The 2,409-nt window shown below is 68.7% G+C and carries 1 protein-coding gene; it reads right to left on the bottom strand.

The window, feature by feature from the left end; genetic code table 11:
* Window positions 1–249 precede the first annotated feature (249 nt).
* Window positions 250–2,205: an acetate--CoA ligase gene (gene acs, locus CA983_RS42775; RefSeq protein ID WP_086606009.1), complete on the bottom strand. Its 1,956-nt coding sequence runs from the start codon at window positions 2,203–2,205 to the stop codon at window positions 250–252.
* Between the last annotated feature and the right edge of the window lie 204 nt (window positions 2,206–2,409).

Raw genomic sequence — 2,409 nt, 5'->3', positions numbered from 1 at the left:
GGCGGGGCGCGGTCACGTGGGAGACCTCCGGTCGGTGGGCAGGGCTGAACACATGCCGACCAGACTTCCCGGCGCACCATGAAGCAGTTGTTTTTCTTAGCCTAGGTAAACATCCTAGGTAAACGTTAAACATCCTAGGTAAACGTAGGGCCGAACGCACCCCGGTGATCACCACCGGGGTCCGAAAGGGCACCCGGCGTGCCGATCACCGGGTGCCCCTTCGCCCGCTGCGCCATGCCTGTGCGGTGATCAGTCCTCGCTGGGCGCGGCCGGGAGCTTCGCCTGGATCAGGTCCATGACCGTGGAGTCGGTCAGCGTGGTGACGTCACCGAGCTGGCGGTTCTCGGCGACGTCCCGCAGCAGACGCCGCATGATCTTGCCGGAGCGGGTCTTGGGCAGCTCGGCCACCGGCAGGATCCGCTTGGGCTTGGCGATCGGGCCGAGGGCGTTGCCGACGTGGGCGCGCAGCTCGTCGACCAGGGTCTCGGTCTCGGAGGCCGTGCCGCGCAGGATCACGAAGGCGACGATCGCCTGCCCGGTCGTCTCGTCCGCCGCGCCGACCACGGCCGCCTCGGCGACCGAGGGGTGAGAGACGAGCGCGGACTCGACCTCCGTGGTGGAGATGTTGTGCCCGGAGACGAGCATGACGTCGTCGACCCGGCCGAGCAGCCAGATGTCGCCGTCGTCGTCCTTCTTGGCACCGTCACCGGCGAAGTACTTGCCCTCGAAGCGCGACCAGTACGTGTCGATGAAGCGCTGGTCGTCGCCCCAGATGGTGCGCAGCATCGACGGCCACGGCTCGGTCAGCACCAGGTAGCCGCCACCGCCGTTGGGCACCTCGCGCGCCTCGTCGTCGACGACCGTCGCGCAGATGCCGGGCAGCGGCGTCTGCGCGGACCCGGGCTTGGTCGCGGTCACGCCCGGCAGCGGGGTGATCATCATCGCGCCGGTCTCGGTCTGCCACCAGGTGTCGACGATCGGGGTGCGGTCGCCGCCGATGTTCTTGCGGTACCAGATCCACGCCTCGGGGTTGATCGGCTCGCCCACCGAGCCCAGCACGCGCAGGCTGGACAGGTCGAACTTCGCGGGGATGTCGTCGCCCCACTTCATGAACGTACGGATCGCGGTCGGCGCGGTGTAGAGGATCGTCACGCCGTACTTCTGGACGATCTCCCAGAAGCGGCCCTGGTGCGGGGTGTCGGGCGTGCCCTCGTACATGACCTGCGTCGCGCCGTTCGCGAGCGGGCCGTAGACGATGTACGAGTGGCCGGTGACCCAGCCGACGTCGGCGGTGCACCAGTAGACGTCGGTCTCCGGCTTGAGGTCGAAGACGGCGTGGTGGGTGTAGGCGGTCTGGGTGAGGTAGCCGCCGGAGGTGTGCAGGATGCCCTTCGGCTTACCCGTGGTGCCCGAGGTGTAGAGGATGAACAGCGGGTGCTCGGCGTTGAACGGCTGCGGGGTGTGCTCGGCGCTCTGCCGCTGCACGATGTCGTGCCACCACACGTCGCGGCCTTCGGTGAAGGCGACCTCCTGGCCCGTGCGGCGCACGACCAGGACGTGCTCGACGTTGCCCGCCTTCTCGACGGCCTCGTCCACGGCCGGCTTCAGCGCGGACGGCTTGCCGCGCCGGTAGCCGCCGTCGGAGGTGATGACCACGCGCGCGTCGGCGTCCTGGATGCGGGTGGCGAGCGCGTCGGAGGAGAAACCGCCGAAGACGACGGAGTGCGCCGCGCCGATGCGGGCGCAGGCCAGCATCGCGATCGCCGTCTCGGGGATCATCGGCATGTAGACGGCAACCCGGTCGCCGGCCTGAACTCCCAGTTCCAGCAGGGCGTTGGCGGCCTTGGAGACCTCGTCCTTGAGCTCGGCGTAGGTGATGGCACGGCCGTCGCCGGGCTCGCCCTCGAAGTGGATCGCGACACGGTCGCCGTGCCCGGCCTCCACATGCCGGTCGACGCAGTTGTAGGCGACGTTGAGCTCGCCGTCCTTGAACCACTTGGCGAACGGCGGGTTCGACCAGTCGAGGGTCTCGGTGGGCTCCTTGGCCCAGGTCAGCCGACGGGCCTGCTCGGCCCAGAAGCCGAGCCTGTCAGCCTTGGCCTGTTCATACGCCTCCGCGGTGACGTTGGCGTTCGCGGCCAGGTCGGCGGGGGGTGCGAACCTGCGCTCTTCCTTGAGCAGGTTGGCCAGGCTTTCGTTGCTCACGGCATCTGCCTTTCCCAGGGTGTCCGTTGTGTCCCAGGCCACAGCTCATCAGACCCGGGGGTGCGATGACAAGGGCCGACTGCCGATTGGTTTAGACCTGTCGGGCTGTGGTGCCGGCGGCCGGCGTCATCCGTACCCACGGACGCCGACCTGGGAAAGTTCAGCCTGTGTAACGCGCGTCACCCATCGGGGCGAGGCAGGCGG

This window comes from Streptomyces swartbergensis (genome assembly GCF_002148965.1).
GTDB classification, from domain to species: Bacteria; Actinomycetota; Actinomycetes; order Streptomycetales; family Streptomycetaceae; genus Streptomyces; species Streptomyces swartbergensis.
This window is presented reverse-complemented; position numbering and strand designations above follow the sequence as displayed.